8 protein-coding genes are annotated in these 9,225 nt (G+C 35.7%); 3 read left to right on the top strand and 5 right to left on the bottom strand.

What is annotated here, in order from left to right:
• The first annotated feature begins 462 nt into the window (after positions 1-462).
• From BMW37_RS12635 to BMW37_RS12625, 3 genes are all read left to right on the top strand, one after another.
• Positions 463-693: a hypothetical protein gene (locus BMW37_RS12635; protein WP_093321771.1), complete on the top strand. Its 231-nt coding sequence runs from the start codon at positions 463-465 to the stop codon at positions 691-693.
• Positions 694-711: 18 nt separating this feature from the next.
• A complete protein-coding gene (gene istB / locus BMW37_RS12630) occupies positions 712-1,578 on the top strand; it encodes an IS21-like element helper ATPase IstB (RefSeq protein ID WP_093321768.1) in 867 nt (288 codons plus the stop codon).
• 374 nt (positions 1,579-1,952) lie between these two features.
• Positions 1,953-4,130 (top strand): TonB-dependent hemoglobin/transferrin/lactoferrin family receptor, encoded by a 2,178-nt coding sequence (locus tag BMW37_RS12625; RefSeq protein WP_093321765.1) that lies wholly within the window; start codon positions 1,953-1,955, stop codon positions 4,128-4,130.
• A 61-nt stretch (positions 4,131-4,191) separates the two neighbouring features.
• Here BMW37_RS12625 and BMW37_RS12620 read toward each other — a convergent pair whose 3' ends face one another.
• The 5 genes from BMW37_RS12620 to BMW37_RS12600 all read right to left on the bottom strand — a co-directional run bounded on the left by BMW37_RS12620 (position 4,192) and on the right by BMW37_RS12600 (position 8,950).
• A complete protein-coding gene (locus tag BMW37_RS12620) occupies positions 4,192-5,007 on the bottom strand; it encodes a transglutaminase family protein (RefSeq protein ID WP_177168670.1) in 816 nt (271 codons plus the stop codon).
• A gap of 34 nt (positions 5,008-5,041) precedes the next feature.
• Positions 5,042-5,971, bottom strand: a complete 930-nt coding sequence (gene prmC / locus BMW37_RS12615; protein WP_093321760.1) for a peptide chain release factor N(5)-glutamine methyltransferase — start codon at positions 5,969-5,971, stop codon at positions 5,042-5,044.
• Entirely contained in the window at positions 5,971-7,056 is a 1,086-nt protein-coding gene (prfA, locus tag BMW37_RS12610; protein ID WP_093321757.1) for a peptide chain release factor 1, read from the bottom strand. The genes prmC and prfA overlap by 1 nt, the downstream gene beginning before the upstream one ends.
• A 128-nt stretch (positions 7,057-7,184) precedes the next feature.
• Positions 7,185-8,519, bottom strand: coding sequence for a glutamyl-tRNA reductase (hemA, locus tag BMW37_RS12605; protein ID WP_093321754.1), 1,335 nt, complete (start codon positions 8,517-8,519; stop codon positions 7,185-7,187).
• Between the two features lie 65 nt (positions 8,520-8,584).
• Entirely contained in the window at positions 8,585-8,950 is a 366-nt protein-coding gene (locus BMW37_RS12600; protein ID WP_177168669.1) for a YgiW/YdeI family stress tolerance OB fold protein, read from the bottom strand.
• Positions 8,951-9,225 lie beyond the last annotated feature (275 nt).

The raw sequence follows: 9,225 nt of genomic DNA, 5'->3' as shown, positions 1-9,225 counted from the left end.
TGATAATGCCATTCATCTCCTTGTGAGGTAATATATCGCACCAGTTGGTTAAGTGCATTCCAGTGGTAAAAATAGGTGCGGGGTCGAAATCCGTTTTCTACGACGCGCTTTTCTATCAATCTGCCTTGGTTATCATATTTAAACCAGTTATCACCATTCTTAATGGTACGTCCTGTCAATTGAATATTGTGAATTTTGATACTATCTATATTTTGTCCAACTATCGTAGCCCTATGTATTAGAATAGTCTGTTATTTAAAAAGTGACAACCATTCTAATACATAGAGGCTCATTCAAGATACGACACATCTAGAGGCAATCCGCCAATATAAACATCAAGCACTTGAACACAGCTTAACCTCAGAAGTCTGCGCTGGCATTCAATCTGCTCAAGTATTTTTAACCCTGGCAAGTGAAGCAGGTCAATCGTTACCGGGTATTGTCAAAGGGCTCAATCGTTTATTGAAATGCTACACCAAAGAACAAGTTGAATATGGTATCGCTGAAGCCTTGAAAGTCCAATCCTATCATCACATTACGGTCAAAAAAATAATAGAGGAACAACTAGAGGATGCTCAAGAACCGACGATTATCCCAAATAGTGCAGCAGAAAAACTTAAATCCACGGAGCAAGCGAGCCCTCAAACATATGCATACCCTTCACTTGATATTACCTCCTACGACAATCTATAACAACACAAGGAAATCACAATGAATACCAAAGATACCAACGAGCCCCACAACACCAAGGGCACTAAAGATAATAAAGATAATAAAATCAATAAAGCCAATGATAAAAATGAATTAACAGCAGAAGTGAAGATGGGGTTTACTCCTGTCACCACTGAACAGTGGAATAACATAGAGGAGAAACTAACGAAACTCGGTTGGCAGGGACTGCTCAGAAAGTCGGAGCATTTTAAATCTCATCCAGAAGAAGCTCATTGGTTAAATACCTTATGCCAGTATGAATTAGAAGAAAAACAACACAAAAGCTATGCGAGAAGACTCAAAGCATCGAAACTGAAATGCAGTAAACCCCTCTCTGAGTTCGATTGGGCATGGCCAACAGACTGCAATACAGAACGCATCAAAGGTCTGCTAAGTTTAGACTTTATTCGTGCCCATGAAAATGCCATTTTTATGGGACCAACGGGTATCGGCAAAACCATGCTGGCAAGTAACCTAGGCGACCTAGCACTCAGTGCAGGCATGACAGTTTACTTTACTACCGCAGCTAAATTACTCAATGAAATAGAGATGATTACGAATAACGGCAAGCTCAGACTTAAGCTAAACCGCTTGGCAAAATATGATTTACTCATCATTGATGAGCTTGGGTATAAGAAATTTAGCAATCGTCATGCCGATATTTTATATGAAATCATCGAGAGTAGGCATAAACAGAAAAGCACCGTGATTACAACAAACTTGCTCTTAAGCGAATGGTATAGCTTGTTTGACAATAACACTACGGTCATCCCTTTAATCGATAGGTTAATCGAGAAGTGCTACATCGTCAAAATAGAGGCCAAATCCTACCGGTACAAACAGGCCATGGAAAGTAGCGAATCTTAGTCCTACTTAATCTCTAGCGCACAATCCTAGTGCGCTATTAAACAACAGAATAAGCGAAAAAATCAGTTAGGCAAACTGAACAAAAAAACATCATAAAAACGGGTTAAAAAGCCAAAATCACCCGTTTAAACTCAGCCGTCTACAGTTAATCGTGAAAATATCGCTTTCTTCGCTTAAAGCAGATTCCTTTTTAAAATAACTTAAACTAAAAATAATTTTGCAACTAGTTCTGAAATTAGTGATATATTTTTCTTAACATTACGTATTTTATCCTATTTATCAACTTAATGATAACGATTATCATTTGCATTACTAGAGATATTTTATCTGGTAAAGACTGATAGTAAGTTTTCATTTATTAAAAGGATATTAATATGCCATTACCTTACAAAAATCATGTGTCAATACAAACATATAAATTTAATACTATAACAAAAAAGAACTCAAAAAATTTAGCATTAAAAGAAAAACGATTACAGTTATGTCACCCTTTACGTTGGTATAATTTGAAAACATGCCTAAAATTAACTCTATGTTATGTTATTACAACATCCATCAGTATCGCAGATTCACATGAAACCATTTCAATTCATTCAACGGGTAATGCCAGAGATACCTTTACACTACCAATGCAAACAACCATTATAGATGCCTCAGATCTACAGCATCATTTCGCTTCTAACATTACAGATTTAGTGAAAATGCTTGCTGGCATAGAGGTATCTGGAACGTCTAGAGCTAATGGACAATCTATTTCTATGAGAGGTTACGGCTCAAATGGTGTATTGGTACTTGTAGATGGAATAGCTCAGGGTATTAATACAGGACATACAGATGGATTATTTGTTGATAGTAGCTTAATAAAATCAGTTGAAATCGTTCGGGGTCCAAATGCCTTACTTTATGGTAGTGGAGCATTAGGAGGGGTCGTAGCATATCAAACTGTCGATGCAAATGATTTATTGCGTCCTGATGCGAATTTGGGATTTCATCATTTTTTAGAAACACAATCTGGTAATAACAGTTTTGGTTCTGGTATGTCTATTTATGGTCGTTCAGACACTTACGATGGGATTTTATCTCTTGTATATAGAGATGTTGGCGATATAAAGCAGTCCACATTAAATTCACCTAATAATGAAGAGATCATAAATATACTTGCAAAAGGAAAATATAATATTACGGATGAACATAAAATAGGTGGGCAATTAAGGTTTTATAATAATCAAGCCCTACAACCTAGAAATCCTCAGCAAAATGCCCAAAGACCAGGAACCGAATCAACAGCAGATATTCTTAAAGCAACATTAGTAGATAGGACCACCAATCAACACGATGTTCAGGTCAATTATGGTTACATACCGTCAAATCAAAAATTAATAAATTTAGAAACAATGCTGCATCACCGAATGATAGAAATCAACGAAACACGAAAAAATACAGCAATGAGTTCGGCAAAAGAAAAAAGAAAACAAACCACTGATGGTATTAAATTAACTAATCGCAGCCAACTACTTTGGCCTCAGAGATTAACCCAGGATTTAATATATGGCACAGAATATTATCAAGAAAAACAAATCCCAAATGCGGCTGCATCGCCTTTATTCCCTGATGCCACCATTAATTTTACTGGAGTCTGGTTTCAAGATGAATTGACCTTGCACCAAGTCCCTATTACCTTATTATTAGGAACGCGGTACGATAATTATGAAGCCAAAAGCCCTATTCATAAGGCTGTTAAAGCAAACAATTGGTCTTCAAGAGCAGGTATTACCTACAGCCCTACACATTGGCTATCACTTTTCACTTCATACGCTGAGGCATTTAGAGCACCATCACTTGGTGAACTTTACTTAGACAGCGTTCATTTCTCATTTGGACCAAATTATACAAATTATTTTATACCGAATCCCAATTTACGCCCAGAACATAATCAAACAGTTGAGCTGGGATTTGGTCTACGCTTTGATGACAAATTAATTCAAAATGACAATTTTACGTTAAAATTATCATATTTTGATACCAAAGCTCGAGACTATATTTCAAGAACAGTAGATATGAATTTCACCACACCACCATTTCCCTTCCCACCTAATATGCCCTGGGGAGTGGGCTCAACTAATTCTATCAATATCGATAGTGCATCTATTTCAGGATATGATGCACAGCTGCAATATCAAACAGCGTATTTTGACTCAAAACTTAACTATAGCCGTGTTAAAGGTAAAGATGATAATACCGGAAAATGGATTGATGACATCATGCCTGACAGTATAAGCAGTTATATCACCATCCCACTTGGAGAAACTAACCTTAATTTAAGTTGGCAAGGTAAATTTGTAGGCAGAACGACTAGAATTAATAAAGGTACCGTCCCACAAAGTGGGTATGGTCTACATAATCTTTATCTAAATTATGAAAACAGCATCATTATCCCTAACATAACTATTGCACTGGGTTTTGATAATTTAACTGACAAGTCATACTATTCACCTTTAGGCGTTCCTGGCACAAAAAGAAATGTTATGGTTAAGGCATCTTATCGATTTTAAATAATTTTATGGGCGGTTATGCCGCTCATAAAATCATTTGAAATAACAACTTGATGTAATATTAATGTATAGCAATTGGCTCTGGCATAATGACACTTATTTGCGCTTTTGTGATTTCAGCAAGTGGATCATTTGGACAAGATTCTACAAAATATTGTAATTCTTGCACAGCAATATGTGGACAGCCAAGTTTAGCTAAAATCATTCCGCGTTCTCTTCTTTCAAATGCCTCTTCTGGGTAGACAGTTAAAATCAGGTTACTCATATTTAGAGCATCATCAAGCCTATCAATTTCTATATAACATGACTTTCTCATAGCAGCTAACAATAATGCCGTATGGCAATTTGGCTGAGGATCAAGCATTGCAGTTGTAAATCTGATATTAGAACCTGTATGATTCGCATAGAGCTTTAAATTCCGAAGAGGTATAACCTCCCCTGTTTCGGCATTAAGAAAGATTTTCTCAGAATGATTCATATCTATCCTAATAATGACTTGGCCAATATAAAATATTGGATAAGCCTTAAGATTAAGCTCTGTAGCAATATGACAATAAATCACAGCCAAGATTAAATCACACCCTCGCCTATTTTTTAATACTTTGTCAATATAATATAATTCATTAAAATTCTCTTGTTCTGTTTGTGGACCTTTAAATCCTAAATCAACATAAAAAAACTCGTTAAGATTAGAAATAATTGCCAATTCATCTTGTGTGTAAGTGTCAATACTCGACAGTGCTTTTGATGTAATCGCATTAAGTGTTCGTTTTAAGCTCGCTTTATTAAAATTAGTATTTCGGTATGTTTGTTCAATTTGTATAAACGAATCAATCAAAGTAGATTCATTTAAGAATTCTTCTGTAAATTTAAACACTTTATTCTCCAATTTAGTATCGATCACTTAAACACTAAAGACAATAGGACCCTAATGTTACTCTCATTTGTCCATTTAAGTCTCTGACACTTTCAATCTTTGTAAAACCATATTGGTTCATTATATTTTGTACTTCTGTCGCTTGCTGCCATCCATGTTCAATAATAAGCCATCCACCTTGGTGTAGAAAAAAAGTGCTCTGTTCAATGATATGGTTTATATCTGCAAAACCGTTGTCTCTTGCAATTAATGCAAGAGAAGGTTCATGTCGAACATCGCCTTGCTGTAAATGAACGTCATTCTCGTCAATATAAGGTGGATTAGAAACAATCATGTCAAATTTTAGATTATTAATCACATAATTTTTGTTATCAAGCTCAGCACTATTTTGAGCTAGAGGATCAAAAGCTGAAAACCAATTACTCGTAATAAAAGACACTCTTTCTGGATGATGAATTAAGTCTTTTAATCTATTTTTATTTTCATTCGCAAGTGCAACAGCATCAGGATTGACATCTACACCTGTAATATTCCACTGTTTTTTTTCAACCGCTAAAGCAATGGCAATCGCACCTGTTCCAGTCCCTAAATCAAGTATATTAAACTTGCCATCCTCTAACTTATTTAGCGCAGTTTCAACCAGTATCTCTGTATCTGGTCTAGGAATCAGCGTTGCACTACTTACTTTAAAAGGAATAGACCAAAATTCTTTTTCCCCAATAATATAAGCTATCGGTTCACCTAACACTCTTCTTGATAAAAATTGATTGACTATTTCTAGTTGTTCTTCGCGCACTAAAACCTCATCAAATGCGCGCAAATAGGCTGAATTTTTACCTAGCACATTGCTCAATAAAATTTCTGCTTCACGTCTCGGGTAGCAGTGCTCATCTAATCTGCCTTCAGATTTAGCTATAGAAAGTTCACTTATCGCAGTGTCAATCCAATCCCTTATTGTGGTCATTACTCGTCTTGCCCAGATAATGCAGATAATAAATCCGCTTGATGCTCTTGAACTATCGGTTCAATTAACATATCGAGTTTACCTTCCATCACCTCATCTAGACGGTACAACGTTAAGTTAATACGGTGATCTGTGACTCGACCTTGCGGAAAATTATACGTTCTATTTCTATCAGAACGATCACCTGAACCTAATAAATTTCTACGTGTTGACGCTTCCTCATTATGACGTTTTTCATCTTCAGCGGCCTTAATTCTAGAGGCTAATACCGACAATGCTTTTGCTTTATTTTTATGCTGTGAACGCTCATCTTGACACTCTACTACAATACCTGTTGGTAAATGGGTAATTCGTATTGCTGAGTCAGTTGTATTAACATGCTGCCCACCTGCGCCAGATGATCTAAATGTATCAATTTTAAGATCAACCGGATTGATTTCTGGCAGTTCAGCTTCTGGGATTTCAGGCATCACAGCAACAGTACAGGCAGACGTGTGTACACGTCCCTGAGATTCCGTTTCTGGTACACGTTGCACTCTATGCCCACCGGATTCAAATTTTAATAAACCATATACACCATCTCCAGATATCTTACTGATAACCTCTTTGTAACCGCCGTGCTCCCCTTCATTTGCACTTAAAATTTCAACGCGCCAACGTTTTGATTCAGCATAACGGCTATACATTCTAAATAGATCACCTGCAAAAATTGCAGCTTCATCTCCTCCAGTTCCAGCTCTTACTTCAACATAACAATTACGCTCATCATCAGGATCTTTAGGTAATAACAAAATTTGTAACTCACTTTCTAAGTTCTCAATAAGAGATTTTGCTGCATCAATCTCTTCATTAGCCATTTCAACCATTTCAGGATCATCCAACAAACTTTGAGCTGTCACGAGATCTTCTTGAGCTTGTTGCCATTTTGTAAAGCACGTAATCACGTCTCCTAACTGTGCATATTCTTTTGTGTAAGCTCTAAACCTATCTTGATTACTGATAACCTGTGCATCACTCATTAATGCTTGTAATTCTTCATAACGCTCTTGAAGTGTTTCTAATTTTCTAACAATGGATGGTTTCATTTATATACCTTTTTTAATATTCAGTGATGTTAAAACGTTCAAATTTGCAGTAATGGCATTTAAGTCTGCTGACCTTAAAGCATTATATGTTTATATCGTGTATAGAGACATACTGCGGCTAAACCTAGCTAAGGTGGGGTAATTTTCAAAAGTTCACTTAAATGCATAAATTCGGTTTTATCAGATTCTAATGCTACTTTTTGTAGTGCGGTTGTGGGTGCATGAAGTAATTTTTGAGTTAATCTAAAACTCATTTTTTCAAATTCTTCAATTGGATCTGAACCATTTGCGATTGCATTTTTTGCTTTATCAAATAGATCTTGACGAATTAACTCAGCGTTAGCCCTAAATTCACGAATTGACTCCGTTGCATATTGAGAAGAAATCCATTGCATGAATTGATGTTTTTCTTGTTCGATAATCACATCTGCACTTTGAGCTGCTTGAAGTCTTTGCGATTGGTTATGCGCAATAATTTCTTGTAAATCATCAACACTATATAAATATACAGATTCCACATCAGCAACGTCAGGTGAAATATCCCTAGGTACAGCGATATCAATAAGCAACATTGGCTGGTAACGCCTTATTTTAAGAGCGGATTTAACCATTTCTTTTGTAATTAATGGTATACTACTCGCCGTTGAACTAATCACGATATCAACTTTATGCAAATTTTCTGCTATTTGTGTTAACGGGAATACAGTTGCACCAATTTGATTAGCGATATTCTCTGCTCTCGATTGCGTTCTGTTAGTTATATACAATTTACCAACACCATGTTGATTTAAATGTCTACTAACCAATTCAATTGTTTCGCCTGCGCCAACTAATAGTACATTGAGTTGATTTAGATCCTCAAATATCTGCCTAGCTAAGCTACATGCTGCAAATGCAACTGAAACCGCATGCGCTCCAATTTCTGTTTCCGTTCGAACCCGTTTTGCAACAGAAAAACTTTTTTCAAACCACTTTGAAAAAGCTTGAGGTAATTTGTGCTTTGATTTCGCAAGTTGATATGCATCTTTAACTTGCCCCAAAATTTGGGGTTCTCCAATCACTAGTGAATCTAGTCCACTAGACACCCGCATCAGATGCCTGACGGCATCTTCGCCTTCATAACAATAAATATTATTTTTAATATCAGCTATATTCATGTCATGAAACTCACTCAACCAATTAAGTAATTGCTCTGTTACCCGCTCAGAATGAGTATAAAAATCCTTATTTTTTTGACTTTCATCATCCAGTTCTTTTTGTTCGAATGATTCAATAACGCCCTTAGTAACACTTACATAGATTTCAGTTCTATTACAGGTTGATAAAACAACGCTTCCTTGAAGAGACAACTTTGCAGAAAGCTCTTCTAATGCAATTTCCATTTGCTCTGGCGAAAAGCTCACCCTCTCTCTGACAGAGATAGGTGCAGTCTTATGATTAATGCCTAGAGCAAGAAGCAACATTATAGTTTTTCTCTTAAATTAAACACAAAACGCGCCCATAGGCGCGTTGAAAAAAAAACGATTATTTACTTAACGATTTGTATGAAATCAACATCAATTTCAGGTGATTCTAAAAATTCTTTATCTATTTCACCATAAATTTTTACAGTTGTGGATTCATCAACAGGTTCAATGGGGAATTTTTCATCATCAATGTCTAAACGAATAGTTTGTGTACCATCGGTAAAAAGATATTTCTCATGCCCAATCTTTTCGATTATATTACCTATTAAAGACACCTGTTTGTCTTCTATAGGGTTGGCAACAATTGATTTCACAGTATCATATGGAGTACTTTGAGTCCCGTTCTTACCTACAAAATCAGCATGCACGTTACAGGTAACAATAGCTAATGAAATTAAACAATAAAAGAATAAATTAGTATTTTTCATTCTATACCTCAAATAAATTAGAGATCCAAAGGAAACTAAACAAGTCATATATTTAAGCATTGAGAATCAATTTTTAACACGGTAATATATATGTTCGTTAGTATTTAGTCTCTTAAGCTAACATTAATAACAAAAATAAACCAAAGCAAAGCTAAATCGATTAGTTCTTTTCGTGTAAAATAGAGAAACTATCTTGCAAAGAAATTTCATGACATTGTAAGGAATTTGACACGAATTGTCCATTGAGTTTGCCATGAATCAAGTTTAACCAATAA

The organism is Thorsellia anophelis DSM 18579 (genome assembly GCF_900111395.1).
In the GTDB taxonomy this organism is placed as follows: domain Bacteria; phylum Pseudomonadota; class Gammaproteobacteria; order Enterobacterales; family Thorselliaceae; genus Thorsellia; species Thorsellia anophelis.
The sequence above is the reverse complement of the archived record's forward strand: the minus strand, read 5'-3'. Positions and strand labels throughout refer to the sequence as shown.

Excerpts from the sequence above, each read along its gene's own strand:
- prfA (WP_093321757.1), bottom strand. The coding sequence starts at position 7,056 with ATGAAACCATCCATTGTTAGAAAATTAGAAACACTTCAAGAGCGTTAT.
- BMW37_RS12600 (WP_177168669.1), bottom strand. The coding sequence starts at position 8,950 with ATGAAAAATACTAATTTATTCTTTTATTGTTTAATTTCATTAGCTATT.
- BMW37_RS12625 (WP_093321765.1), top strand. The coding sequence starts at position 1,953 with ATGCCATTACCTTACAAAAATCATGTGTCAATACAAACATATAAATTT.
- hemA (WP_093321754.1), bottom strand. The coding sequence starts at position 8,519 with ATGTTGCTTCTTGCTCTAGGCATTAATCATAAGACTGCACCTATCTCT.
- istB (WP_093321768.1), top strand. The coding sequence starts at position 712 with ATGAATACCAAAGATACCAACGAGCCCCACAACACCAAGGGCACTAAA.
- prmC (WP_093321760.1), bottom strand. The coding sequence starts at position 5,971 with ATGACCACAATAAGGGATTGGATTGACACTGCGATAAGTGAACTTTCT.